The organism is Amycolatopsis sp. NBC_01480 (assembly GCF_036227205.1).
GTDB lineage: Bacteria > Actinomycetota > Actinomycetes > Mycobacteriales > Pseudonocardiaceae > Amycolatopsis.
Window position 1 is genome coordinate 4,800,105 of sequence record NZ_CP109442.1, and the last position, 23,428, is coordinate 4,823,532.

Below are 23,428 nucleotides of genomic sequence, written 5' to 3' on the forward strand. Positions count from 1 at the left end.
GTTTCGCGAATCAGGTGAGGATGACGGTGGGCGAGCCCAGGATCGCGGCGGCTTGGTCACCGGTGAGGGCGCCGTCCGCGGGCAGCACGGCGATGTCGATCTGCGGACAGCGTTGCGCCACCGCTTCGGCGACGTCAGGGGAGACGGTGCCGCCGCTGAGGTAGATGGCCGGAGTGTCCACACCGGACAGCACGAAGCCGGTGACCTCGCCGGGCCCGGGCTGCGCCGGGACGCCGGTGATCCGCAGCTCGCCGCCGTCGGGGCGGGGCAGGCTGAGGTGGTACCACGGCGGCAGCGCCCGGGCGGACCGGCCGAGCCGCTCGGTGCAGACCGAGGTGGTCAGCACGAGCGGCACCTGCGCCAGCAGCTCGTGGCCGTCCTGTGTGTCGCGGGACAGGAGCACCACGTCGATCGGGCCGGCGCCGATCGGGCCGGGTCGGCCGTCGGCCGGGTCGGTCAGCAGCCGCAGGCCGCCGACCCCGATCACCAGGGTGGGGCCGCCGATCAGCCGTACCGTTGTTGTGCTCCGCATGGCTCGATCGTGGGCCGGGCCGGGGGTCGTCCGCCACGACCGGCTGGCTCTCTGGTGATAGGCCCAGCCTCCTACCGCGCTAAGCTGCGGGCATGGAGCTGCGTCAGCTTCGCTACTTCGTGGCCGTCGCCGAGGAGCTGAACTTCGGCCGGGCGGCCAGCCGGCTGCTGATCGCCGGGCCCTCCCTGTCCCAGCAGATCAAGGCGCTGGAACGGGATCTCGGCGTGCGCCTGTTCGACCGCGACCGCCGCTCGGTCACCCTCACCGAATACGGCGCGGCGCTGCTGCCGAAGACCCGGGCGCTGCTGGCGCAGGCGGACGAGCTGGCCCGGTCCGCGTCGGGCATGGCCGCGAGCGAGCCGGTGCGGCTCGGTTACGTCAACTGGCGGCCCGCGGACCTGCTCGCGCGGGTGTCCGGGGTGGCGCAGGTGCACGTGGACACTTGGGTCCTGCCGTCGCACGCGCAGGCGAGGCGGGTCGCCGAGCACACCATCGACCTGGCGATCTGCTGGGTGCGGACGGGCGACCTGGCGGAGTACGACCTGCGAGCGCGGCTGATCGGCGCGGACCGCCTCTACGCGATCGGCGCCGGCACCGCCGAGGTCCGCGCCAAGGACACCGTTGTGCTCGTCGACGCCGACACGGTCAGCTGGGAATCGTGGAACGTGTACGCCGAGGAGTTCGCCCGCGACACCGGCGCGCGCGTCGTCCGCATCGACGACGGCGGCATCACCGGCCCGGCGTTTTTCGACCACGTGCGCCGGCTGGGCCGCCCGGTGGTCAACTCGCCGAAGGGTCAGACCACGCCGCTGCCCCCGGACCTGTCGCAGCGCCCGATCGTCGCCCCGTCGCCGTTCTGGACCTGGTCCCTGGTCTCACGCCGAGCCGAGGCCCGCCCCGCCGTCCAAGCCACCGTCGACGCCCTGACCCGCGGCGTCGGCTCCCTCGGCCTGGACGCCCCCACCGCCTGGCTTCCGGCCGAGGATCCGCACCGGCCGGCGGAGGTGTCCTGATTGGACAGTGTTGGAGCTCTGCGTCACCCAAGGCACCTGATCGGGCGTGTGGGATGAAATGGATCGAAGATCCGCTCAAGAAGCGGATCCACTGGGCGTCGGTCGTACTGCCGTAGCCGGATTCATCGCGTGGGGCCTGATCGCCGGCGACTTTCGCTGGGCGTGGGTATCCTTCGCGGTCTTCTACTTCATCCGGATCGAGTCCTTTGTGTATCTGAACAGGCGCGAAAAGAAGCGCCGAGCACCCGGCGACAATCTGTGATCACGAGTTGATGGTCGGGCGGATGATGTCGTTGTTCTCGTTGACAACCAGGGCCGCCTGGCGGCTGAGTCCAGCCCGTTTGAGAAGCTGGTCTCGTGGTTGCTGCGGGCAGCGGATGACGCTTCCGCTGCGCTGAGTGCAGCGGAAGCGTCATCCGCCACACCGAGCCGGCCTGCATCGCTGCACCCGGGTGACCGAGGTCGAAGCCGGCGCCGCTCGCTGGACCACTTTCCGTGATCCCGAGGGCAACGAGTTCGACTTGGTCGCCGGGTGAAACCCAGGCCGCTCAGCGCTTGTCCGCGGCGTCGGCGGTGAAGATGCCGGTCTCCAGGAAGACCCGCCACTCGGCGGGGGACGCACTCTGCCTGGCGCGATAGGCGGCGGCCCGGACGTGCGTGCCGGCCGTCGCCTTGGTCCAGATTTCGCGGACCGGCGGGCCCTCCGGTCCTCCCCGGACCACGACGATCGAGGCCTGGCCGAGTCCCTCAACCACTGGTTGGGCCAGCCGCGGTGACCGGTCAGCCCTTGCGCATGCGCAGGATCAACGCGACCGCGTCCTCCGAATGGACGCCGGGAGTCAGGACTTCCTGGAGGAGCAGCCCACGAATCGCGGCGACGGCGACAGTGGCCATCGTCAGCGCTTCCTTGGCGCCGAACCCTTCGCGTTCCGCGAGCGAGGCCAGCATCTTCGTCAGGTCGTCGAGCGAGTCGATGAACTCGCGAAAGTCCTCCGGGCGGTACGCGGCCAGCCCGACGACGTGGAAGAAGCCACGGATCCGCGAGAGCTGTTCGGGACGGGTGTAGGCCCGCCAGATCGCCCTGACGAGGTCGTCGAAGGTGCCCTGTTCGGCGGTCTTGAAAAGCGCCTTGTTGTCACGGGATCGCTGGGCTTCGAGCATGGCGGCCAAGACCCCCGAGAGCGACCCGAAGTGGTACCGCAGCAGGGCGTGGCTGGTCTCGGCCCGGGCGGCGATCTCGCGGAGCGACACCTCCGGCGAGGGAAGGGCCTCGTCGAAGGCGTCGAGGAGCCGGGCCAGCAGGCGCTCGCGGGCGTCGCCCTTGCGTTCCGAGCTTGACAGGATCACTCCCACAGTTTATCCATTGGAAAAGAATAGTTGACGGCAGCGGTGGAGGGAACGGCTCGTGGGATGGTTTCAGGTGGTCGGCGCGTCGGTCGCCGACGGGTCGGGTCGCGATCCCGTCGACCTCGACGTCACGGTCGAAGACGGGCGGATCGCCCGGCTCGGCGCCTCCGATGCGCCCGGTGAGCGCCTGAACGCCGGGGGACTGACGATGACGCCCGGCCTGATCGACGCCCACGTCCACCTCGGGTTGTCGAGCCCGATCCAGCCGCAGTTCTCGTTCCAGCTCAGCGCCGCCGAGATCGCGGCGGACATCTTCGCCACGGCCGGCTCGGCGCTGGATGCCGGCTTCACGACCGTCCGCGACACCGGCGGGATCGACGGCGGCGTGGTCACCACGATCGCCAAGGGCAAGGTTCGGGGACCGCGGGTGCTGTCGTGCGGGCCGGTGCAATGCCAGACCGGCGGGCACGGCTACTACGGGGCCGACTGGGAACCGACCGAGCTGTGGAGCAGCCACCACATTCCGGGCCTGTGCGCGCTGTCGATGATGGCGGGCAACGCGGACGAGCTGCGGGGCAACGTGCGCGAGGCGTTTCGCCGCGGGGCTTCCTTCCTGAAGCTCTGCGTGACCGGCGGGGTGGTCGGCGCGCACGACCGGCTGAGCGACACCCAGTTCACTGTGGACGAGATCGCCGTCGCGGTCCAAGAAGCCGCGGCGCGGGGCACCTACGTCACCGTGCACGCCCACAACAACGAAGGCATCCGGAACGCGGTCGAGGCCGGGGTGCGCTGCGTCGAGCACGGCAGTGACCTCGACGAGTCCACGGCCGCCCTGATGGCCGCTCGCGACGTCGCCCTGGTGCCCACGTTCGCGGTCGTCGAGCAGCTGCTGCACGACACCGCCGGAGCCGGCCTCGGCGAGTCGACGCGCGATCGGGTGCTGGGCGTTCGTGAGCGGATGGTCTCGGCGCTCCATGCTGCCAAGGAAGCCGGGGTGCGGATCGGGCTGGGCTCCGATCTCATCGGCCCGGCGCAGGCCCGTCGAGGCGAGGAACTCAAGTTGCGCGCGGAGCTCGAGACGCCGATGGACGCGCTCGTGGCGGCCACGAAGACCAACGCCGAGATCCTCGGTCTGTCCGGCCAGGTGGGGGTCATCGCGCCCGGACTGCAGGCAGATTTTGTGCTCTGGAAGGGAAATCCGCTGGAGAATCCGAAGCTTTTCGCCGACCCCGCGAACGCCGCCGTCGTCGTCCAGGCCGGACGCATTGTGAAGGACCTGCGATGAGCGCCATGTGGCACGGCTGCCTTGCCGACACCGACTACTTCGAGATCCGCTCCGGCGCCGGGCGCGACTACGGCGTCTGGGTCACCACGCCACCGGGCTACGACCCCGCCACGACGCCGGCGCCCGCCGTGTATGTGCTCGACGGCAACTGGGCCGTCGGCCAGACGGCTCCGCTCATCGTCACCCAGCTGGACCCGATGCAGAAGATCCAGCCCTACCTCCAAGTCAGCGTCGGCTATGCGGGCGAGGAAGCGCAGCACTGGGCGCGGCTGCGCAACCGGGACCTCGTGCCACCCGGCGAGCCCATCGCCCCCGAGTTCGTCGACGCCGTGGAGATGGGCCTCGAAGCGGGCACGATGACCCGCGAAGCAGCCGACGCCTACCTCGCCGAACTACGCGAAACCCACGCCGACGCATTCCTGGACTTCCTCACCACCGACCTGCACCCGCGAATCGAACGCGACTACGGCACTGCCGCGAGCGGCCACGGCCTGTTCGGCTACTCCTACGGCGGGCTCTTCAGCCTCTACACCTGGCTCACCGGCAACCCGCTCTTCGAGACCATCGGCGCGGGCAGCCCCGGCGTCGCCAGCCCGGACAGCCAGGTTTTCGCCCAGCTCGAAGCGATGGGGGAGGACCAGTACGCCGCCAAACTCCACGTGACGGTCAACGAGCAAGAGCTGCTCGGAGACCTGGCCATCTACCAAAACCTCGCGAAGAACACGGCGAATCTCCTGCACCGCCTCACTTCACGCGACGTCACCAGTGCGGTCCTGCGCGAAACCCACGTGACCGGCTTGCAGGCCTCGTTCCTCAGCTACCTCCGGACCTGCCGTGCCCGCTGACCGTGAGCGCCGGCCGAGGCGCGTGCCACGGCCCCGGCCGACGCATCACTGAAGGAGCCGCGCCTGCCGGCGTTTGGCCAGCAATCCGCAGGCTGCGCCCAGCAGCACGGCAGTCCCGGCCGGGACCGGCATCGCGTTGCCCGCCTGCAGGTCGGCGAGGTCGAGGCCGCTGCCGGTGGCGCGCCGCCCCCGGCCGCCAAGCCCCAGCCCCATCACCACCATCGAGGGCAGAGCTGGAAGCCGATGGCCGATCGGGACTTTCCCTTGCCACGATTGAGGAAACCGGCCTGATTCAGGCGGGCGTCAGAAGCGTCGTGCCGAGGGCGGTGAGGGTGTGGCGGACAGCGGTGCCGCAGCGCCGGGTCTCGACCAGGCCCGCCTGCCGGAGGATCGAAGCGTGGTAGCTCGCCGAGGCCACGGAGATGCCCGCGTGGTTGCCGAGTTCCGTGGTGGTGCTGCCGTGCACCGCGGCGGCCAGGACCTGGGCGCGGGTCGGCCCGAGCAGGGCCCGGAGCGAGGCGTGGACGCCGGGTGCGCCGGACCGCGGGCGGGCGGCCCATTTCTCGCCCGGAGCGATCGGGTAGAGCAGCACGAGCCGCTCGTCGGCGTCTGTGCTCAGCTGCGGGCCGTCCTGGCAGAAGAACGAGGGGGCCAGCCGGAGCCCGCGGCCGGCCGAGCGGACGTCGCGGTCGCCGGGCAGCTCCAGCACCGGGCGCCGCCACCGCACGTCCGGGTGCAGTCCGGACAGCAGCGCGCCCAGGCCGCCGGTCAGCAGGGTGGCCGACCGGACGGTCCGGTCCTCCTTGGCCCGCCGCTCGATCTCCGGCCAGTACGGCGAGATCGCCTCGTCGAAGTAGGCCTTCAACTCGCCGGACCACCCGGGTGCCGAGTGCGTCCGGGCGGCCAGTTCTCGCACCGCCGGCTCGGGGATCCTCAGCTGCCGGCGCCAGCCCTCGAACGCGGCCGGCACCTCGCCCCGGGCGAGCATCCGCAGGCTCATCGCCGCTTCGCACCGCGGAGCGAGGCCGTCGGCGAGAGTGACGTTCTCCAGATCGGTGGCGGACAGGTGGACGCGCATGGCTCGTTCACTCCTCGTACGGTGATCCCGGTCCTGGGGGTTGATGCCGGGCCGGCGCGGGCGGCGGCCGCAGTACCCTGATCCCGGCTCGGCTTCGATCATGACCGGCACTCGGCGGGATGGGGTCGAATCAGCCGTCGCCTGTTCTCAGCCGAAGCCGGGAAACACCCGCTGACCAGGAGAGACCTCATGGCCGAGTCTTCGGCGTTCGGGGCGGAGCTGCGTCGCATCCGCGCGGAGCGAGGGATCTCGCTCACCGGGCTCGCGAGCCTGACGTTCTACAGCAAGGGCTATCTGAGCAAGATCGAGACCGGCGCCAAGCCCGCGCTGCCCGACCTGGCGGCCCGGCTCGACGAAGCACTCGGCGCCCGCGGCCTGCTGATCGAACTGGCCGCCGCCGAGCAACGGCCGGTGTGCCCGTACCTCGGCCTCACCACCTTCAGCTCGGGCGACGCGGACTGGTTCTTCGGCCGCGAAGAGGCGACCGGTGACGTCCTGGCCCGGGTCGCCGACGCGCTCGGCAACCGGCGGCCGGTGGTCGTGGTCGGCCCGTCCGGGGTCGGCAAGTCCTCGCTCGTACGGGCGGGGCTGCTTCCCGCGCTCGCCCGCGACCACCTGCCCGGGTCGGCGGCCTGGCCGGTCGTGGTGCTGACGCCGACCGAGTCCCCCGTCGCCGAGCTGCGACGGCACGAAGCCGGGCTGGACGGCGAGGCCGAGCGCGTCGTGATCTTCGTCGACCAGTTCGAAGAACTGTTCACCCTGTGCGAGAGCGAGCCGGAGCGGCGCGAGTTCATCGGCCTGCTCACCCGGAAGGCCGCCGAGGAGGGCGCGCTGGTGGTGCTGACCCTGCGCGCCGACTTCTACGGCCAGTGCCTCGCCCATCCCGAGCTGCTCGAGGCCCTGGAGCTGAACCAGGTCACGGTGGGGCCGATGTCCGAGCCGCAGCTGCGGTCGGCGATCGAGAAGCCGGCCGAAGCCGCCGGGCTGACCCTGGAGCCCGGACTGATCGAGCTGCTGCTCGCCGACGTCGGGTCCAGCACGGCGGGCGCGCTTCCCCTGCTGTCCCACGCCCTGCGGGCGACCTGGGAAGAGCTCGAAGGCACCGTCCTGACCGTGGCCGGCTACCGGCGCACGGGCCGGATCGAGCACGCCGTCGCCTCCACCGCCGAGAAGGCGTACGGCGTGCTGGAACCCGGCGAGCGCGACGCCGCCCACGCCCTGCTCCTGCGCCTGGTGAACGTCGGCGATCACGAGCAGGACACCCGCCGTCCGGCCCAGCGCCAGTCCCTGCTGCACCTGCGGCCCGCCGAAACCGGGGCGGCGCTGGAAGAGCTGGCTTCCGAACGGCTGCTGACCGTCGACGCCGACACCGTGACCATCACCCACGACGCGCTGCTGCACGCCTGGCCCCGCCTGCGCGGCTGGATCGACGCCGACCGCGCCGGGCTGCGCGTGCACCAGCAGCTCGCCGAGGCGACCGAGGCCTGGGCGGCCGAAGAGCGCGATCCCAGCCTGCTCTACCGGGGCCCGCGCCTGGCGTTCGCCTCGGATTGGGCGCGCCGGCACGAAAACCGGCTCAACACGGTGGAACGCGCCTTCCTCGAGGCGAGCGAGGCACTGCAGGAAACGGTGACGCGCAAGGAAAGGCGGCACACCCGCCGGCTTCGGCTGCTGGTGGCGGGCCTGGCGGTGCTGATGGTGCTCGCCGCGGTGGCCACCACCATCGCGGTGTACCAGGGCAACGCCGCGAATCACCAGCGCGACATCGCCGTCTCCCGGCAGCTGGCCACCGAGGCGAACCAGCTGCGGCAGAACGATCCTTCGCTGGCCACCCAGCTCAGCCTCGCCGCGTACCGCGTCGCCGACACCGCGGAGGCGCGAGGCAGCCTGCTCAGCGCGTCCGGCACGACCTACGTGACGCGGTTCAAACCGCACCCGGGCACGATCACCGGACTGGCCTTCGACGACGCCGGCCGCACGATGATCACGACCGGGCTCGACGGCACCACCCGCTTCTTCGACGTCTCCGGACCGGGCACCCCGGTCGCGCACGCGGTGGTCCGGGCCGGGACCGAAACGGTCACCTCGCTGGCGTTCGCCGCAGGCCCCGGGCTGCTGGCCACCGCCGACGAGCCCGACGCGACCCGGCTCTGGTCGACGCGGTCGATCGACCACCCCGCGCTGCTCGCGAGCCTGCCGGGCGCCGGGCAGCCCACTGCGCTGGCACTCGACCCGGCCGGGGCGCGATTGGCCGTCGGCCACGACGACGGCGGGATCGACCTGTGGAACGTGGCCGATCCCGCGCGGCCAGTGCGCCTCGCCACGCTCGTGACCGCGGGCAAGACCATCCGGAGCCTGGCGTTCGCCCCGAAAGCTCCGCTCCTGGCGAGCGGGGGCGACGACCTGACGGGCCGGCTCTGGGATCTGTCGGGGCCGGCCCCGCGCCCCGAATCGCTGTCCGTCCGCACCGCGCCGATCCGCGCCGCCGCGTTCAGCCCGGACGGCACGACGCTCGGGTTCGGCAGCGACGACCGCACCGTCGACCTGTGGACGGTCACCGATCCGGGCCACCCGGTCGCCAAGGCGACGCTGACCGGGCACGCGAACGCGATCGAGGGACTGGCGTTCAGCCCGGACGGGCGGACGGTCGCCACCGCGAGCGACGACCAGACGGTGCGGTTGTGGAACTCCGCGGACGGGACGCCCCTGACCACGCTGTCGGAGCCCGCGCCCGCGCGCATGGCCGCGTTCTCCCCGGACGGCCGGTCGCTGGCGACCGGCGACGACCTCGGTGGCCTGTGGCTCTGGCACCTGCCGCCGCCCGTGCTGGTCGAACCGGACGGCGCCACGACCGTGGCCTACGACCCGCACCGGCCGCAGTTCGCCGTCGGTTCGGAGGACGGCCGGGTGCACCTGTGGTCGAGCACGGACCTGCACACCGTCGGTGTGCTCGCCGCCGGGGACAGCCAGATCAACGCGCTCGCCTACGATCCGCGCGGCCGGGTGCTGGCCGCCGGCGCGGACGACGGGACGATCCGGCTCTGGGACGTCTCGGACCCGGCCGCGCCCCGCGTGACGGCCACGACGAGCGGCTCGCCGAAGGTGTACACGCTGGCCTACCGGGGTGACGGACGGGTGCTCGCCGCGACCGGATCGGACTCCGTCGTGCGGCTGTGGGACACCACCGACCCGGCGCGGATCGTCCCCCTTCCCTCGCTGACCGGGCACACCAACGCGATCAACGGCCTCGCGTTCAGCCCGGACGGCCGGCTGCTCGTGACCGGCAGCGACGACTACAGCAGCCGGGTCTGGGACGTCTCGGATCTGCGCGCTCCCCGGCCCCTGGCCCAGCTCGGCGACCACAGCAACGCCGTCACCAGCGTGGCGTTCAGCCCGGACGGCCGGACGCTGGCCACGGCGTCGGAGGACCACACCGTGCACCTGATGGACCTCGCGGATCCGGCGCGGCCGAGCCAGCTCTCGAGCCTGACCGCCTCCTCGGTGCCCATCACGATGGCCTTCAGCCCGGACGGGCGGCTGGTCGCCACCGCCGACGAGGACGGCACCGCCCAGGTCTGGGACGTGACCGACCGCGGGAAGCCGCTGGCCCTGGCCGTGCTGCCCGGCCATGTCAAACAGGTGACCGGAGTGGCCTTCAGTCCGGACGGCGCGCAGATCGCGACCGCCGGCGAGGACCACACCACGCGCCTGTGGACGGTGGACGCGGCGGAGGTCGCCGACCGGATCTGCGCGCTGGCCAGCCCGCCGCTGTCGGCGGACCAGTGGGCCCAGTACGTCACCGACCTGCCGTATCGCCGGCTCTGCCCCTGAGGCGGCCGGAAGCTTTCAAAGCGGGCTCGAACAGCTTGGCGCGCAACGGAAGCGGTTGCGAAGATGACGGCATGAAACGCCGCCTCGCGCTGGGCCTGGCCCTGGCCGCACTGAGCAGTGCCTGCCCCGGTCCCGCGGCCGCGGGCACGCCGGTGACCACCGGGCGCGGCGGCTCGGACTACGCCTTCTACCAGGTCGACCACGACGCTCCGGGCGTCTGCGACCGGGAGCCCTACGGGGTGGTGAACAGCTACGACAAGGCGCCCGACGTGATCAAGGCCCAGCTGGAGCAGCTGTACGCGGCGGGCCAGCGGCGGCTGCGGATCCCGGTGTTCTACCAGCACAGCCCGGACTCCGGCACGGTGATGGACTCGACCGGCGGGACGCTTTCGGCGAAGAACCGCAAGAACCTCGCGGACCTGCTCGCCGCGGTGAAGGCCGCCGGCTTCCAGGAGATCGAGGTCGCCTTCTTCCCGCTCGGCGTGGCCAACCCGGGGGACTGGACCAGCTGGAACGAGGCGCAGTACCAGGAGGACCGGTCGGTGATCGAGACCGTCCGCCCGATCGTGCGGGCCTCGGGGGTGCCGTACCTGCTGGACCTGCTCAACGAGGGCATGCCGATGACCGGGCAGACCATGCCGATCCAGTACACCCACCGCCTCTGGGCCGACTACACCGCCGCCCACGGCAAGGCCGACACCGTCGGCTTCTCGATGACCGTGTGGATCGCCGACCGCGCCCGCCAGATCCCGGCCGTCTACGGCGGGAACGTGCCCAACGTCTTCGACATCCACCTCTACGGCGACGTCGCCGGGGGCAACGGGGACGAGTACAGCCAGTTCGTCGACGCCCACAACCAGCTGGCGGGCGACGGCTACGACCAGGGCTGGATCATCGGCGAGGGCTACTACAACGACAGCGAGGCCGCCGACGGGATCGCCCGCGCGATCCACGACACCGGCCAGGTCGTGTTCTACCTGACCCAGTGGCCGCTGACCCGCCAGCGCACCTGCAGCGACGTCGACGTCGCGCCTCCGGTGGACTTCGGCAACTACCTCGCCAAGGGCTTCTGAGCCCGCCGCGTTTTTCAGCACTTCCGGGTGGGCCACCCGGAACTCAAGGGGGTGTCGCCCGGGCCTGGGCGGACGTGATGTCCGTCCGGGCCCGGGCGTCCAGTACACCCGGTCGCATTTCACTTGTGCGGAAGCATTGTCCACTGTGCCCACTGGGGAATTGTCCACTGGGGAAACAGTCAGGCCGGGTGCGACTCTCGTGTCGCACCCGGCCCGGTTCACTGCCGTTAGTCAGCCGACGACGCCGATGGCGAAGCTGGTCGAGCACACGTGCGGGCCGTCTCCCCGGAACAGGGCGAGGGTCGCCATCCCGGTTTCCCCGAGGTTGAAGTCGGCGACGAAATACGTGCCGTTGGGGTCGACCGAGTAGACGTGCGACCGGCCGGCCGCGCTGGTGACGACGGCGTCGCCGACCTGCGAGCCGATCCAGGCGCCGACGTTGTGGTACTCGATCCGGACGCCGAAGTTGTCGTCGTTGTCGGGCGGGCCGCCGAGGTAGCCGTGGTCGAAGGTGCCGCCGCAGTCCGGGTACGCGGGGGCGGCCGGGGCCGCGGACGCCGGGCCGGCCACGATGCCGAAGCCGAGCGTGGCCGCCGCCAGCACGGCGGCACCCTTGCCCAGCGTGGGCAGCAGTTTTCTCTTGATGGAACTCGAGTTCGATTCGGTCGAAATGGTCACCAATACTCCAATGATTCCCTGAGGGCACAGCAAAACCGCGTCGCGAAGAGCAGGTTCCGGTCGTCGCGAACGCGGGCACGAGAACAGTTCTCGTTGATCGAGAGGTGAGATGACGGTTTTTGCAGCAAGGCCAATCCTGGTGTCCCGCAGTGGGCGCGGCAACCCTTTTCATCGACGTCGAAACCTTTGTCGCGGCCGTGGTCCTGGCTGGAGGATCGAGTTCGACCACGACGAACAGGGGAGAGGTAATGAACAGGAAACGAACGATGCTGGCGGGTGCCGCGGTGGCCGGGCTCGCGCTGGCCGTGCTTCCCGGCGCCGCCTCGGCGGCCCCGGCGGATTCGGTGTACCAGTACTGTCCGAACACGACCCAGTGCGTAACCGGTGAATGGCAGGCCGCGGCCGGCACGATCTACGTCGACTACGACATCACCGCACAACACGTCGGCGGCGGACCGGCGGACACCGGCCAGGTGTGGCTGCTGTACAACAACGACTGCGTGGCGAACCTCGACATGACCAGCGGCCACCGGGCCGGGACCATCACCTGCCACACCGACGGCGGCACCGTCCAGGTCGTCGCGACCATGGGCAAGTTCGACGCCGACATCAACATCGGCTGGCACCAGTAACCCCGCGCGCCTGCCGCCGGCGAGCCGGAGGGCGACTTTGGTAACGGTTGCGGCCACGGGGCTTCAGCCGGTAACGGTCAAGTGGTCGGCTGCGTCATAGGCGGTACGACGAGTACGCATAGCCCAATTTGGCTGGAGGCCTATTCAGGACGGCCATTCTTTTTGCGTTCCGCAGGTAGTCGCGACACGATTGCCTGCGGTTCGTGAGTAACTCTCTGCCCAAAGAGGAATCATGCAGTTCACGGGTATGGCAACCAAGGTGGGAGTGCTCGCGGCGACCGTAGCCGCCCTCGCCATCTCGCTCACCGCATGCGGAGGCGCCGCCACTCCGGCGCCCGCGGCACCTGCCCAGCAGCCCGGAACCGCAGTGGGTCCCGGTGGTCCCGGCGCCTGGTCAAGCGATCAGCTCAGCAGTTTCGAGGCAACACCCGGCGCTGGGGCCGACGCCTGCACTGGGCCGGCAATCGCCAAGACCATGGCCTACGCCGACGCGATGAAGGTCGTGACCGTCCAGGTCGGGTCTGCTCCCACTCGCCAGGACGTCCTCACGGCCCTCACCGCCAAATACGGAGCCGCGGAGGCGCAGGTCGACTTCACCCAGTTCTTCGCGGCAGTCGACAACTCCGGCTGTCCCGGCACCGCCAACGGCTGAGACAGCACGAAGGCCGGATTGATGAAGAAAACCTGTTTCGCGGGCGCCGTCGTTTTGGCTTCGGTGCTCAGCGCGTGCTCCGGCGCTTCTCCGGCGAATTCCCCTTCGCCGCATCTGCCGCCCCCATCGTCCCCCGCCGCGCCGACCTCCCCGCCGAGCAGTGTGCTCGGGATCTGGAAGGGCACCTACACCTGTCAGCAAGGCCTGACCGGTCTCACACTCGACATCGCGCAGGCCCAAGGAAACGACGCCGGCCTCGACGCCGAGTTCGACTTCTACGCGGTGGCCGCGAATCCGGGCGTCCCGTCCGGCCGCGGCACTCAACGGGGGACGTACACGGCCGGACGCCTGATCCTGACCTGGCAGGCATTCACCACCCAGCCGGCCGGCTACGGCGGCGTCAACCTGAACGGCTCCCTCACCGGCTCCGGCACCACCCAGACACTCAGCGGCACCGTGGCCGCGGTATCCGGCGGAACCGCCTGCACGACTTTCTCCCTGACGCGCACCTCGTCCACGGGCACATCCGCCAACGGATGACCGGCCGTCAGAGTCTCATGTGGACGGTAGCTCCGAGGTCCACCCGAGAGTGTTGAAGCCCCACGCGCGCAGCTCCGGTACGAGTCCCTCGCGCAGCCATCGCCGGCGCGAGGATCCGTAACGATCGGCGAACAGGCCGGCGTTGTGGGGGTACCGCAGGTTCGTGTCGTCGGCATGGACGACGCCGATGGACAGGAACGGTTTCCATGCCAGGACCGCCGGATCACGCGGATCCGGTGCGCCCGGCCAGCGGCAGCGCCGCCAGTGAGGTCGTGGCGATCGTGGTCAGCTCGGCGCGGCCGACCCCGGCGGCGGCGACCACTTCCATCCCCCGGGTGACGGCGACGAAGTACGCCGCGAGGGCGTGCGGGTCGGCGTCGGCGGCGATCTCGCCGCTGTGCTGGGCGTCGATGACGCAGTGGCGGTAGATCCCTTCGAGCCGGGTGAATCCGTCGAGCGCGGACGCGGCGACGTCGGTGTCGCGGTGCCCCAGCTCGACGGTGGCCTTGGTGAACAACGAGCCCTGCCGGTCGTCGTCGCTCAGCACGATGGCGACCTTCAGCATCTGCGCCTTGATCCGCTCCAGCGGCGTGGCATCGGGGCCGGACAACGCCTCGTCGACGGCGGCGATGGCATCGGCGGTGCTCGCCAGCAGTGCCTTCATGAACAGCCCGCGCTTGCCGCCGAAAGTGTTGTACAGGCTCTGTTTGCCGAGCCCGGTCGCCTTCGTCAGGTCGTCGATCGTGGTCCCGCCGTAGCCGTTGCGCGCGAAGGTCTCGCCGGCCGAGGCGACCACCTCGTCCTCGGCGAACTTCCTCGGCCTGGCCATGACGGCGACCCTACACCTTTTTTGACTTTCTCGTCCATAACCGTATTGTGGACCATACAGTCAATAACTCGGGAGCCAAGGAGCCGACATGGCACAGCTGGATTCGAAGACCGCCCTCGTCACCGGCGGCACGTCCGGGATCGGGCGCGCGGTCGCGACCCGACTGGCGGGCGAGGGCGCGCACGTCTTCGTGACCGGGCGGCAGCAACCGCAACTCCAGACGCTCGTCGACGAACTCGGCGACCAGGTCACCGGTATCCGCGGTGACGTCTCGAACCTCGACGACCTGGACCGGGTTTACGCCGCGATCGCCGAACGCGGCGACGGTCTCGACATCGTCGTGGCGAACGCCGGCGGCGGCACGTTCGCCACGCTGGAAGAACTCAAGCCCGAAGACTTCGACCACACCTTCGGAATCAACGTCCGCGGCACCGTCTTCACGGTGCAGAAAGCGCTTCCCCTGCTCAACCCCGACGCGGCGGTGGTGATCACCGGATCGACCTCGGCTTCGAGGGCGACCGCGGCGTTCGGCGTCTATTCGGCGAGCAAGGCGGCCATCCGCCAGTTCAGTCGCGTGTGGGCGATCGAACTCGCCGAGCGTGGTGTCCGGGTCAACACGGTCACGCCGGGACCGACCGAAACCCCCGGGCTCGCCGGTCTGGCGGCCGATCCGGTCGAGGCCCGCGCGTTGCTGGACGCCGAAGCCCGCCGCGTCCCGCTCGGCCGGCTCGGGCAACCCGCCGAGATCGCCGACGCGGTGCTCTTCCTGGCCTCGCCCCAGGCGAAGTTCGTCACCGGCACCGAACTGTTCGTCGACGGCGGCGAATCCCAAGCCTGACCTATGTGGACGGTGCCGCTCGGGAAACACGCCCTGGCGGCACCATCACACAGTCAGAGCGTCGGCTGGCCCGGCTGGTAGAGCCAGGTCTGGAAGAACGAGTCGAGGTTGCGGTTGGTCAGGCGCTCGACGAACTGGATGAACTGCTGCGTCGAGACATTGCCGTATCGGTGAGCCGTCGGCCACTGCGCGAGAACCCGGAAGAAGTCGCGGTCGCCGATCTTCAGGCGCAGCGCCTGCAGTGCCATCGCGCCGCGGTTGTAGACCAGGTCGTCGAAGATGTGATCGCGTCCGGGGTCGGCGACGGCGCCGGTCCAGTCCTTCTCGTCGGCGTAAGCCTTCTCGAAGGTCTGTTGCACCGGGATGTTGTTGAACTTCTCCTGGTAGAGCCATTCCGAGTAGGTCGCGAAGCCTTCGTTGAGCCAGATGTCCGACCAGTGCACCGGAGTGAGGCTGTCGCCGAACCACTGGTGGCCGAGTTCGTGGGCGAGCAGGTCGCCGTCGACGGCGCTGGTGCTCTGGTCGTAGACCGGGCGGCTTTGGGTCTCGAGGGCGTAGCCGACGTTGACGTCGGCGAGGATGCCGCCGGTCGAGTCGAACGGGTACTGCCCGTACATCGAGGACTCCCACTGGACGACCTGCGCCGTGGTCTGGTTGAACACCTTGCCCTGCCCGGGTTTGGTGTCGATCGACTGGCCGATCGCGGTGATGTTCGGCAGACCGCCGGCCGCCACGCCGCGGGTGACGTTGTAGTCGCCGATCGTGAGCATGCTCAGCTCGCTGGACATCGGCCGGTTCATGCTCCAGCGGAAGGTGGTCTGGCCATCGTGCGTGGTGGTGGGCCCGGGTTCGCCGTTGGCCAGCACGGTGAGCCCGGCCGGGACGGTGATGGTCTGGGTGTAGGTCGCCTTGTCGTCGGTGGTGTCGTTCACCGGGAAGTAGGTGGCCGCGCCGATCGGCTGGTTGAGCGCGACCGCGCCGTCCTTGGTGGCGACCCAGCCGGACAGGCCCAGTGCCGGGTCGTCGATCTTCTGCGGGACGCCGGCGTAGCTCACCGAGACGACGAACGGGCTGCCCTTCCGCAGACCGGACGGCGGCGTGATCACCAGCTCCTGGGCGCCGCTACGGGTGAAGGCGGCGTTGCGGCCGTTCACCGAGAGCTTGCTGATCGTCAGCGGTCCCTGGAAATCCAGGTCGAAGCGGGACAGGTCCTGGGTGGCCGTGGCGAGAATCGTGGTGGTCGCGTCGATCGCCCCGGTTGCGGGGCTGAACGCCAGCCGGATGTCGTAGTGGCCGACGTCGTAGCCGCCGTTGCCCATGTCGGGAAAATATGGATCCCCGGCGCCTGGCGCGCCGGGGGAGTACCGCGGTGCCGCCTCCGCTGCCGGGCTCGTCGCCGCCACCAATCCGGCGGCCAGCGCACAGGAGATGATCACCAGGTGGCCACGTCTACGGTTGGCGCCTCGCATTGGTCCTCCTCGGCAGGTCATCGACGCTGAAGACTAGGACCGACCCGACACCCGGATCAACCCTGTTGCGGCGGCCGACGAACCGGGGCTCGACCGCACGGGCGCTGGAGGCGGGAATACGGCTCAGCTCGGCGAAGCGCACTGCGCACCTGTGTTTCCCTTGCCGGCTAGGGCGTTCGCCCGGGGACGGCGGATTCGCGATCCGGCCGGTCCCCCTGGGCACCGGAGTCACCGTGCCGCGCGGCGCCGAAGAACACGTCCATCAGATCCGGCTTGTCCCGGATCTCCTCGGCGGTGCCGGTGAGCACCACCCGGCCCGCGCTCATCACCGTGGCCCGGTCGGCCAGCGCCAGGCCGAACCGCACGTTCTGTTCGACCATCAGCACGGTGACGCCGGAGGCGTGCAGGGCTCGCACGCTGTCGCGGATGATCGCGAGGCTCAGGGGGTCGAGGCCGAGCGTGGGTTCGTCCAGCAGCACCACTTTCGGCTCGAGCAGCATCGCACGAGCGAATTCGACGGTGCGCCGCTGGCCGCCGGACAGGGAACCGGCCGGGGCGGTCGGCCGTTCGGCCAGGATCGGGAACTGTTCCGCCAACTGGTCGTACCGCTGCTCGAGGTGCTTACGCCGCCTGCGCTGGGTGTAGCCGCCCATCAGCACGTTGTCCCGCACGGTCAGCTTCGCGAACAGCGCGTTCTTCTGCGGGACCTGGACCACGCCGGCCCGCAGGATCGTCGCCGGCGGTTTGCCACCGAGGTCGACGCCGTCGATGACGATCGAACCGCGCCGAGGCCGGAGCAGTCCGCTGATCGTCTTCAGCACCGTCGACTTGCCCGCCCCGTTCGGGCCGACGACGCAGGTGATCGAGCCCTGATCCACACTCAGCTCGACACCGCGGAGGATGTCCAGACCGCCGTAGCCGGCCCACAGCCCGTCGAGGTGAATCATGCGAGGCCTTCCGCGGCTGCCGGGACGAGGGAGTCGCCGAGATAGGCGTCGATGACGGGCTGCTCCGCGCTGACGTCGGCGACCGAGCCGTGCGCGATGACGGCACCACGCGACATGACGTAAACCTGCCCGCAGAGGTCCGCGATGAACGCCAGGTCGTGCTCGACCAGCAGCACGCTGGCCCCGCGCCCGCGCAGGGACCGGACCATGTCCGCGAGCCGCGCGGAGAGCGCCGGGCTGATGCCCGCGGCGGGCTCGTCCAGCATGACCAGGACCGGATCCAGCCAGAGCACCTGCGCCAGCTCGACCAGTTTCCGTTGCCCGTAGCTCAGCCCGGCCGGGCTTTCGTCGGCGTAGGCGGCGAGTCCGAGCTCGTCGAGCACGGCCAGCGCCCGTGCGCGCTCGGCCGCGGTGACGCGTCTGGTCCAGAGCCGGCCGAAGGCGAACCGCCGTTCGGGAACGACGAGGTTTTCGACCACGGTGAGCCCGGCGAACAGCCGGGGGAGCTGGTAGGTGCGGGCGAGTCCCGCGTGCGCGCGCCCCGGGCGCCCCGTCCGTTCGAGCCGGCGGCCGCCGACGGTGATGGTGCCCTCGCGGCTGGGGACAGTGCCGTCGATGAGGTTGAACAGCGTCGTCTTGCCCGAGCCGTTGGGGCCGATCAGGCCGGTGATCTGCGCGCCCGCGAGATCCAGGTCGACACCGTCGACCGCACGGAGGCCGCCGAACGACTTGCGCAGACCCCGCACCACGAGTGCCTCGGGCGAATCAGTGCCGCGCCCGGCCGGCGAGTCCGCCGTCGGCGACTGGCCGGCGACCGTCGGGGAACGTCCCGCGCCGCGCGCGAACAGGCGGCGGAACCAGGACTCGACGACCGGCAGGACACCGCGGGGAAGGAAGAGGGCGACCGCGCCGAGCAGACCGCCGAACAGCAGCAGCCGGACGGCGCCGGCGTCGGCCCCGCCGAGGCCGGTGCTCGTGAAGTTGCTGATCGGCGCGACGATGAACGCGCCGAGGACGGGTCCCCACAGCGTGCCCCGGCCGCCGAGCAGCACCGCGAGGACGATCAGCACGCTCGTGATGATGTCGAAAACGGCCGCGGTGTTCAGGAAAGTCACGTAGTAGGCGTAGATGCCCCCGGCGATGCCGACGAAGGTGCCGCCGAGCACGAACGCGATCATCTTGTACAGCGCGGTCCGCAGGCCGAGTCCCGCGGCCTTGTCCTCGTCGTCTCGGATCGCGAACAGGCCGAGGCCCAGCTTGCTGCGCCGCACCCAGGCGGACACGGCGACGGTCGCCACCAGCAGGCCGAGCATCGGGTAGTAGAACGGCCAGTCCTGATAGGACAGACTCCACGTCGGCAGCGGCAGCGCCAGGCCCTGGCTGCCGCCCGTCAGGCCGGACCAGGTCGTGGCCACCACGCCCAGCAGCTGCATCGTCGCGAAGGTCACGATCACGAAGTACATGCCCCGGGTGCGCCGCGTGACCAGGCTGAGCAGCGCGGCGCCGATCGCGCACACCAGACCGCCGGCGAAGCAGCCGAGAAACGGCGAGATGCCGGCCTTGGCGGCCAGGATGCCCGTGGTGTACGCGCCCAGCCCGATGAAGGCGCTGTTGCCCAGCGACAGGTACCCCGCGTAGCCGCCCATGATGTTCCAGCCGCTGGCGCCGATGGCGAGCATGAACGTCATGATCAGCAGGTTCTGGTAGTAGAGATCGCCTGATACCAGCGGAAAGCCGATCAGCGCGGCGAGCGCGACCGGTATCCACGCGTAGCGGCGCCAAGTGGGAGCGGGAGAAGTCATGAGCCGGCGTCCTGCCGGGTCGTCCGGGTGAAGAGGCCCTGCGGGCGGATGGTCAGTACGACGAGGATCAGCAACGTGGGCACGGCGGTCGCCCAGCGCACCGAGACGTACGTCGTGGTCAGTGCTTCGGCCAGGCCGAGCAGCAGCCCGGCGGCGAAGGCCCCCGGGACACTGCCCAGCCCGCCGACGATCACCACGCTCAACGCCAGCCCGAGCCAGAAGTCCTGCGTGTCCGGGGTGAACTGGTAGAGGAAGCTCAGCGCGGCGCCGCCGAACGCGGTCGATCCGGTGGCGATGGCGAAGATCCACGCCCCGACGCGTGCGGGCTCGACGCCGATTAGGCGGGCGCCCTCCGGGTTCTCCGACGCCGCCGTGATCGCGCGACCCAGCCAGGTCCGCTTGATCGCCACCTGCAGCACCACCGTGATCACGATCGCGAGCAGGCAGCCGTAGAACTGCGCGCGCGGGATCACCAGCGGGCCGAGGTGGATCGCCTGGTTGAAGTACGCCGGGGTGGTCGTCTTCTGGTCGGGTCCCCAGATCAGCGCCAGGAACGCCTCCGCGATCAGCGCCAGCGCGAACGTGGCCACGATGGTCAGGCCCGGGTCGATGCGCTCCAGCCGCTCGATGACGAGTTTGTAGACCACGAGCCCGAGCGCGGCCATCGGGACCATCACCAGGAAGGCGGCGAGGATCGGGTCGAGGCCGAAATGCTGCCACAGCGCGTAGCACAGATAAGTGGACACGATCAGGAACGCGCCCTGCGCCATGTTGACGATCTTCATGACGCCGAAGGTGAGCGTGAGCCCGGTCGCCATCAGCGCGTACACGCCGCCGATGAGGATCCCGAAGATCAGCGTCTGGACGAGTTCGGTCATCGGGTGGACCAGCCCGGCTTCGGGTAGACGACCGTGCTGCTGGTGGCGGCCGACTTCGGCGCGACGACCTGCAGGGTGCCCTGCTGCCACTGCGCGAGCATGGCGGTGCCCACCGGAACGCCGGTGGCGTCCCACTTCAACGGCCCGACGATGGTGCCGACGCTGTGGGAGTGAAGCCAGTCGGCGAGAGCTTTCTGGTCTATCCGGCCCACCGCCTTGACGGCCGTCTCGAGCACCTGGGCCGCGGTGTAGGAGTTGGCCGCGTCCTCGTCGGGCGGGCTGCCGAACATCTTCGTGTACGCCGAAACGAAGGCGGCGTTGCCCGGATAGGCCGCCTTCGGGCTCCACGCCTCGGCGGTGAACACGCCTTCGGTGTTCTTCGCGCCGATCGCGCCCGGGTAGGTGTCGTCGGCCGGCGCCCTGGTCTGGAAGAGGATCTTGGGGCTGAAGTCCAGCTTTTCCAGCGAGCGGACGAAAGGCGCGCCGTCGTTGCTCACCGCGCCCTGGATGACCATGTCCGGCCGGGCGTGCGCCACCCCGGCGGCGATCGAGTCGAAGTTCGACGTGCTCGGGTCGTAGGTCTGGTCGTAGACGAGGGTGACGCCGAGCGCCTGGAGCCTGGTCTTGAAGATCGCGATCGCCGGACTCGCGCTCGGGTCGTCCTGGGTGAGGTAGGCGGCCGTCTTCGGGCGCTGGTCCGCGGGCAGCGAGCCGAACCACTCGAGGAACAGGTCGGGCAGGCTCTCCGTCGTCCCCGGCTGCGCGAAGAACAGGTTCGTGAAACCCCGGGTGAACAGGGACGCCGCGCCCCCGGACGGTTCGATGTAGAGCATCTGCTGGCGCGCGGCGATCGCCGAGGCCGGTGCGTTGAGCAGCGACGAGAACGTGCCGAGGAGCAGGTCGTCCTTGTTCTGGCTGATCAGCCGCGTGTAGTCGGTGCCGGTCTGGTTCGGATCGAACCCGTTGTCGAGGACGTCGAGGTGGACGTTGCGGCCCAGCAGGCCGCCGGCGGCGTTGACCTGCGCCGCCCACAGCTTGTAGCCCTGGTATCCCGACTTCGCCACGTCGGCGGCCGAACCGGTGAGCGGCAAGGACATGCCGATGTTGAGCGGTCCCGAACCCGGCCCGCCGGACGTCCCCGTCGCGGCGCAGCCGGCGAGCGCTATCGCCGTCGTGGCCGCGATGGCGATGGCGCGGGACGAGCCACGCCCTCGGCGGCGGTGGGCGACGGACCTGGTTCGAAGCGGCGTGCCTGGGGGATAGCGGTCGTCACTCATCGCGCGACTCCTTGGCGACCTCGTTGTCGGTGTGCTCGGCGTGTTCGGCGGAACCGGGGCACGCGCTGCTGACAAGTACAGGCACGCCGAGGCGCCGAAACAAGTAAACTGACGTTACGATCGATGACCCTGAGCGTTAGGGGAATTGACAGATGCTCGATGTCCGCAAGCTCATCACGTTGCGCGCGATAGCGGCCGAGGGATCCATCGCCGCGGCCGGGCGCGTCCTGCGGTACACCCGTTCCGCCGTCTCGCAGCAGCTGACGGCGCTGGAAAACGAGACGGGTACGGCACTGGTCGACCGGACCGGGAACCATGTCACGCTGACCCCCGCCGGACGCATGCTCGTCGAGCACGTCGAACGCATCCTCGTCGAGTTGCGCTCCGCCGAGGCGTCGCTGCCCAGTGCTGTCGCGGGTCTCACCGGGCTGCTGCGGGTCGGCGTGCCGTTCCACGAGGGCCCGCGCATCATGAGCCGCGCGCTGACGGAGGTCCGCCGCCGGTTCGCCGAGATGGAGATCAGGCTCGCCGCTGTCACCGACGAGGAAGGCGCCGACGCGGTGAGCCGTGATCAGCTGGACATGGTCATCGTGTCGCGGTACGGCGTCGCCCAGGCCCCGGCCGCACCGGGCCTGCGCGAATGGGTTCTCGGCAACGACCCGCTGCGCCTCTGCGTTCCGGCGGGACACCCCCTGGCGAACAGCCGCAGCTGCACAATGGCGCAGCTGCGGGACGAATCGTGGATCGTCTGTCCGGACAGCACGCTCGGCCGGCTCACGATGAGCTTGTGCATCACGGCGGGTTTCCAGCCGAAGGTGACCGCGACCGTCAACGACATCGGCACCGCGATCGGCCTGGCCGGCGTCGGCTGGGGCATCACGATCGCACCGGAGCTGACTCCCGTCGGCACCGAGGCCAAGCTGGTCCGGCTCCCGATCGACGGAGTCGACACCTTGCGGCACAACGTCGTGATCGTCCGCGACGGCGAACACCTCTCGCCGCGCATCGCCGCGGTGATCGCCGCCGTCCGCGCGGTCAGCGCGCTTCCGCCCGAGGCCGGCCAAGGCGCATGACAGGCCACGACGACGGGCGAAATCGGGTCGGCAAAGGCCTTCGCAGCCGAGGACCGCTGGTTGATGCGCACCCTCGTTTCCCAGCGAAGGTGGTCAGGCCGGCGCCATCCACGGCGACGTGCATTTTCACCAGCGGGTCCGGCTCGCGGCGAGCAAGCCGGCGTACCGGTGATCATCCGGTCGCGAACATGCCTCGCAGGTGTGCCAGGTCTGCCTCGGTCAGCGGCTGCCCGATGGCATTGCGCCAGACGACGGTCAGGTGCAGCGCGGTGAGATCAGGCGAGGCGGGAAGGGTTCCGGTGCGCGCGAAGTACAAGCCCGCCGACACGAGTATGTCGGCGAGCAGTTCGAGGCTTGCCGCCTGTGGGACGCGACCGTCCGGATTCGCCTGGAGGCCTCGTAGCACCGGCTCGACGTAGAGGTGCCGAAGCCTCGACCGGAGTGGTGCCGCGTCCTCCTCGAGTGCGATGACCTCTTCGAGCAACAGCCAGAGGCTGCGCTCGGGGGTGATGAGAGCGAAGAACTCCCGCAGGGTCATCCAGAGTCCTTCGACGCCGGGCGTGATGCGCCAGATCTCTCGAGCGCGTTGCCGGCCTTCTTCGGCCATGTCTTCGAGAAGGACCGACACCAGCTGGCGCTTGTTGGCGAAGTGGAGATAGAACGTGCCGTGTGCGCGATTTGCCCGCCGGGTGATCTGGACGACCGAGGTGCGGGCGTAACCCACTTCGCGAAGCAGCGAGCTTCCCGCCTCCAGAAGTGCCTGACGCGACTGCTCGTTTCGCTCCTTCTGGGTCCGCCTCACGGCCATA

The 23,428-nt window shown here is 70.1% G+C and carries 24 protein-coding genes; 11 read left to right on the top strand and 13 right to left on the bottom strand.

From position 1 onward, the window contains the following. Positions 1-10 precede the first annotated feature (10 nt). Positions 11-532 carry an MBL fold metallo-hydrolase gene (locus tag OG371_RS23095; RefSeq protein ID WP_329072466.1) on the bottom strand — a complete coding sequence of 174 codons (522 nt, stop codon included), beginning with the start codon at positions 530-532 and terminating at the stop codon, positions 11-13. Between the two features lie 92 nt (positions 533-624). On the opposite strand from OG371_RS23095, the gene OG371_RS23100 reads away from it, so the two are divergent. Both OG371_RS23100 and OG371_RS23105 read left to right on the top strand, forming a co-directional pair. Beyond that, positions 625-1,545 carry a LysR family transcriptional regulator gene (locus tag OG371_RS23100; RefSeq protein ID WP_329072468.1) on the top strand — a complete coding sequence of 307 codons (921 nt, stop codon included), beginning with the start codon at positions 625-627 and terminating at the stop codon, positions 1,543-1,545. 46 nt (positions 1,546-1,591) lie between these two features. Then, positions 1,592-1,807, top strand: a complete 216-nt coding sequence (locus OG371_RS23105; protein ID WP_329072470.1) for a hypothetical protein — start codon at positions 1,592-1,594, stop codon at positions 1,805-1,807. Between the two features lie 286 nt (positions 1,808-2,093). Here the strand turns inward: OG371_RS23105 and OG371_RS23110 are convergent, their stop codons facing one another. Further along, positions 2,094-2,300: a hypothetical protein gene (locus OG371_RS23110; RefSeq protein WP_329072472.1), complete on the bottom strand. Its 207-nt coding sequence runs from the start codon at positions 2,298-2,300 to the stop codon at positions 2,094-2,096. Positions 2,301-2,325: 25 nt separating this feature from the next. After that, entirely contained in the window at positions 2,326-2,892 is a 567-nt protein-coding gene (locus OG371_RS23115; RefSeq protein WP_329072473.1) for a TetR/AcrR family transcriptional regulator, read from the bottom strand. Positions 2,893-2,950: 58 nt separating this feature from the next. Between OG371_RS23115 and OG371_RS23120 the strand changes: the two genes are divergently transcribed. Next, the gene (locus OG371_RS23120; RefSeq protein ID WP_329072475.1) at positions 2,951-4,177 is read left to right on the top strand and encodes a metal-dependent hydrolase family protein; all 1,227 of its coding nucleotides are present in this window, start codon (positions 2,951-2,953) and stop codon (positions 4,175-4,177) included. Beyond that, positions 4,174-5,022, top strand: a complete 849-nt coding sequence (locus OG371_RS23125) for an alpha/beta hydrolase (protein WP_329072477.1) — start codon at positions 4,174-4,176, stop codon at positions 5,020-5,022. Before OG371_RS23120 ends, OG371_RS23125 begins: the two co-directional genes overlap by 4 nt. 45 nt (positions 5,023-5,067) lie before the next feature. On the opposite strand, the gene OG371_RS23130 is transcribed toward OG371_RS23125, so the two are convergent. Together OG371_RS23130 and OG371_RS23135 are read right to left on the bottom strand one after the other, a co-directional pair. Further along, positions 5,068-5,235 carry a hypothetical protein gene (locus OG371_RS23130; protein WP_329072479.1) on the bottom strand — a complete coding sequence of 56 codons (168 nt, stop codon included), beginning with the start codon at positions 5,233-5,235 and terminating at the stop codon, positions 5,068-5,070. A 79-nt stretch (positions 5,236-5,314) separates the two neighbouring features. Further along, positions 5,315-6,100: an ArsR/SmtB family transcription factor gene (locus OG371_RS23135; RefSeq protein WP_329072481.1), complete on the bottom strand. Its 786-nt coding sequence runs from the start codon at positions 6,098-6,100 to the stop codon at positions 5,315-5,317. Between the two features lie 189 nt (positions 6,101-6,289). Here OG371_RS23135 and OG371_RS23140 point away from each other — a divergent pair, with 189 nt between their 5' ends. After that, positions 6,290-9,931: an nSTAND1 domain-containing NTPase gene (locus OG371_RS23140; RefSeq protein WP_329072483.1), complete on the top strand. Its 3,642-nt coding sequence runs from the start codon at positions 6,290-6,292 to the stop codon at positions 9,929-9,931. 71 nt (positions 9,932-10,002) lie between these two features. Next, the gene (locus OG371_RS23145; RefSeq protein WP_329072485.1) at positions 10,003-11,004 is read left to right on the top strand and encodes a hypothetical protein; all 1,002 of its coding nucleotides are present in this window, start codon (positions 10,003-10,005) and stop codon (positions 11,002-11,004) included. A 231-nt stretch (positions 11,005-11,235) separates the two neighbouring features. Here OG371_RS23145 and OG371_RS23150 read toward each other — a convergent pair whose 3' ends face one another. Continuing rightward, positions 11,236-11,682 (bottom strand): hypothetical protein, encoded by a 447-nt coding sequence (locus tag OG371_RS23150; protein ID WP_329072487.1) that lies wholly within the window; start codon positions 11,680-11,682, stop codon positions 11,236-11,238. A 248-nt stretch (positions 11,683-11,930) separates the two neighbouring features. On the opposite strand from OG371_RS23150, the gene OG371_RS23155 reads away from it, so the two are divergent. The 3 genes from OG371_RS23155 to OG371_RS23165 all read left to right on the top strand — a co-directional run bounded on the left by OG371_RS23155 (position 11,931) and on the right by OG371_RS23165 (position 13,506). Further along, positions 11,931-12,314, top strand: a complete 384-nt coding sequence (locus tag OG371_RS23155) for a hypothetical protein (RefSeq protein WP_329072488.1) — start codon at positions 11,931-11,933, stop codon at positions 12,312-12,314. Between the two features lie 232 nt (positions 12,315-12,546). Continuing rightward, positions 12,547-12,966 (top strand): hypothetical protein, encoded by a 420-nt coding sequence (locus OG371_RS23160; protein ID WP_329072489.1) that lies wholly within the window; start codon positions 12,547-12,549, stop codon positions 12,964-12,966. A gap of 21 nt (positions 12,967-12,987) precedes the next feature. Beyond that, positions 12,988-13,506, top strand: a complete 519-nt coding sequence (locus OG371_RS23165) for a hypothetical protein (protein WP_329072490.1) — start codon at positions 12,988-12,990, stop codon at positions 13,504-13,506. A 223-nt stretch (positions 13,507-13,729) separates the two neighbouring features. On the opposite strand, the gene OG371_RS23170 is transcribed toward OG371_RS23165, so the two are convergent. After that, complete coding sequence (locus OG371_RS23170) at positions 13,730-14,335, bottom strand: TetR/AcrR family transcriptional regulator (protein WP_329072491.1); 606 nt, start codon at positions 14,333-14,335, stop codon at positions 13,730-13,732. Positions 14,336-14,423: 88 nt separating this feature from the next. Between OG371_RS23170 and OG371_RS23175 the strand changes: the two genes are divergently transcribed. Beyond that, positions 14,424-15,173: an SDR family NAD(P)-dependent oxidoreductase gene (locus OG371_RS23175; RefSeq protein ID WP_329072492.1), complete on the top strand. Its 750-nt coding sequence runs from the start codon at positions 14,424-14,426 to the stop codon at positions 15,171-15,173. Positions 15,174-15,226: 53 nt separating this feature from the next. Here OG371_RS23175 and OG371_RS23180 read toward each other — a convergent pair whose 3' ends face one another. The 5 genes from OG371_RS23180 to OG371_RS23200 all read right to left on the bottom strand — a co-directional run bounded on the left by OG371_RS23180 (position 15,227) and on the right by OG371_RS23200 (position 21,546). Beyond that, a complete protein-coding gene (locus OG371_RS23180) occupies positions 15,227-16,642 on the bottom strand; it encodes a M1 family metallopeptidase (RefSeq protein WP_329072494.1) in 1,416 nt (471 codons plus the stop codon). 167 nt (positions 16,643-16,809) lie between these two features. Then, on the bottom strand, positions 16,810-17,589 hold the full coding sequence (locus tag OG371_RS23185) for an ABC transporter ATP-binding protein (RefSeq protein ID WP_329072496.1): 780 nt from the start codon (positions 17,587-17,589) through the stop codon (positions 16,810-16,812). Next, positions 17,586-19,391: a branched-chain amino acid ABC transporter ATP-binding protein/permease gene (locus OG371_RS23190; RefSeq protein ID WP_329072498.1), complete on the bottom strand. Its 1,806-nt coding sequence runs from the start codon at positions 19,389-19,391 to the stop codon at positions 17,586-17,588. The genes OG371_RS23185 and OG371_RS23190 overlap by 4 nt, the downstream gene beginning before the upstream one ends. Next, positions 19,388-20,269 carry a branched-chain amino acid ABC transporter permease gene (locus OG371_RS23195; protein ID WP_329072500.1) on the bottom strand — a complete coding sequence of 294 codons (882 nt, stop codon included), beginning with the start codon at positions 20,267-20,269 and terminating at the stop codon, positions 19,388-19,390. Before OG371_RS23195 ends, OG371_RS23190 begins: the two co-directional genes overlap by 4 nt. Further along, positions 20,266-21,546 carry an amino acid ABC transporter substrate-binding protein gene (locus OG371_RS23200; protein ID WP_329072502.1) on the bottom strand — a complete coding sequence of 427 codons (1,281 nt, stop codon included), beginning with the start codon at positions 21,544-21,546 and terminating at the stop codon, positions 20,266-20,268. The genes OG371_RS23195 and OG371_RS23200 overlap by 4 nt, the downstream gene beginning before the upstream one ends. Before the next feature lie 152 nt (positions 21,547-21,698). On the opposite strand from OG371_RS23200, the gene OG371_RS23205 reads away from it, so the two are divergent. Further along, complete coding sequence (locus OG371_RS23205) at positions 21,699-22,619, top strand: LysR family transcriptional regulator (protein ID WP_329072504.1); 921 nt, start codon at positions 21,699-21,701, stop codon at positions 22,617-22,619. A gap of 172 nt (positions 22,620-22,791) precedes the next feature. Here the strand turns inward: OG371_RS23205 and OG371_RS23210 are convergent, their stop codons facing one another. After that, positions 22,792-23,421, bottom strand: a complete 630-nt coding sequence (locus tag OG371_RS23210; RefSeq protein ID WP_329072506.1) for a TetR/AcrR family transcriptional regulator — start codon at positions 23,419-23,421, stop codon at positions 22,792-22,794. Positions 23,422-23,428: the final 7 nt, after the last annotated feature.

Excerpts from the sequence above, each read along its gene's own strand:
- OG371_RS23100 (WP_329072468.1), top strand. The coding sequence starts at position 625 with ATGGAGCTGCGTCAGCTTCGCTACTTCGTGGCCGTCGCCGAGGAGCTG.
- OG371_RS23155 (WP_329072488.1), top strand. The coding sequence starts at position 11,931 with ATGAACAGGAAACGAACGATGCTGGCGGGTGCCGCGGTGGCCGGGCTC.
- OG371_RS23175 (WP_329072492.1), top strand. The coding sequence starts at position 14,424 with ATGGCACAGCTGGATTCGAAGACCGCCCTCGTCACCGGCGGCACGTCC.
- OG371_RS23170 (WP_329072491.1), bottom strand. The coding sequence starts at position 14,335 with ATGGCCAGGCCGAGGAAGTTCGCCGAGGACGAGGTGGTCGCCTCGGCC.
- OG371_RS23135 (WP_329072481.1), bottom strand. The coding sequence starts at position 6,100 with ATGCGCGTCCACCTGTCCGCCACCGATCTGGAGAACGTCACTCTCGCC.
- OG371_RS23185 (WP_329072496.1), bottom strand. The coding sequence starts at position 17,589 with ATGATTCACCTCGACGGGCTGTGGGCCGGCTACGGCGGTCTGGACATC.
- OG371_RS23165 (WP_329072490.1), top strand. The coding sequence starts at position 12,988 with ATGAAGAAAACCTGTTTCGCGGGCGCCGTCGTTTTGGCTTCGGTGCTC.
- OG371_RS23140 (WP_329072483.1), top strand. The coding sequence starts at position 6,290 with ATGGCCGAGTCTTCGGCGTTCGGGGCGGAGCTGCGTCGCATCCGCGCG.
- OG371_RS23130 (WP_329072479.1), bottom strand. The coding sequence starts at position 5,235 with ATGGGGCTGGGGCTTGGCGGCCGGGGGCGGCGCGCCACCGGCAGCGGC.
- OG371_RS23125 (WP_329072477.1), top strand. The coding sequence starts at position 4,174 with ATGAGCGCCATGTGGCACGGCTGCCTTGCCGACACCGACTACTTCGAG.
- OG371_RS23200 (WP_329072502.1), bottom strand. The coding sequence starts at position 21,546 with ATGAGTGACGACCGCTATCCCCCAGGCACGCCGCTTCGAACCAGGTCC.
- OG371_RS23180 (WP_329072494.1), bottom strand. The coding sequence starts at position 16,642 with ATGCGAGGCGCCAACCGTAGACGTGGCCACCTGGTGATCATCTCCTGT.
- OG371_RS23160 (WP_329072489.1), top strand. The coding sequence starts at position 12,547 with ATGCAGTTCACGGGTATGGCAACCAAGGTGGGAGTGCTCGCGGCGACC.
- OG371_RS23195 (WP_329072500.1), bottom strand. The coding sequence starts at position 20,269 with ATGACCGAACTCGTCCAGACGCTGATCTTCGGGATCCTCATCGGCGGC.
- OG371_RS23190 (WP_329072498.1), bottom strand. The coding sequence starts at position 19,391 with ATGACTTCTCCCGCTCCCACTTGGCGCCGCTACGCGTGGATACCGGTC.
- OG371_RS23205 (WP_329072504.1), top strand. The coding sequence starts at position 21,699 with ATGCTCGATGTCCGCAAGCTCATCACGTTGCGCGCGATAGCGGCCGAG.
- OG371_RS23145 (WP_329072485.1), top strand. The coding sequence starts at position 10,003 with ATGAAACGCCGCCTCGCGCTGGGCCTGGCCCTGGCCGCACTGAGCAGT.
- OG371_RS23095 (WP_329072466.1), bottom strand. The coding sequence starts at position 532 with ATGCGGAGCACAACAACGGTACGGCTGATCGGCGGCCCCACCCTGGTG.